1 pseudogene is annotated in these 309 nt (G+C 64.7%); it reads right to left on the reverse strand.

Going from position 1 to position 309, the window contains the following annotated elements:
- Positions 1-116: 116 nt before the first annotated feature.
- Positions 117-309: pseudogene (locus CDV44_RS27635) on the reverse strand (branched-chain amino acid ABC transporter substrate-binding protein); the annotation flags it as partial.

The raw sequence follows: 309 nt of genomic DNA on the forward strand, positions 1-309 counted from the left end.
CAGCGGCACCGGCCGAGGCCAGCGCCGCCGACGGTCAACGGGGGGATGTGCGCGACGTCGGGCGCGGCACATCCATGATTCATTTATCGGCCGTGCTCACCACGTCCGCACCACGCTCACGGCGCGAGCAACCACTTGCCATTCTCGATCTTGACCATCACGCGCGCACGTTGATCGAGGCCAAGGTGATCGGTCGGGCTCATGTTGATCACGCCGTTCGACACGTGCACTTCCTTGCTGGTCTCAAGCGCATCGCGCAGCGCCTTGCGGAATTCCGGCGTGCCCGGCTTGGCCGTCTTCAACGCAATC

The sequence above is a fragment of the Pandoraea sp. PE-S2R-1 genome (assembly GCF_002179865.1).
Lineage (GTDB): Bacteria > Pseudomonadota > Gammaproteobacteria > Burkholderiales > Burkholderiaceae > Pandoraea.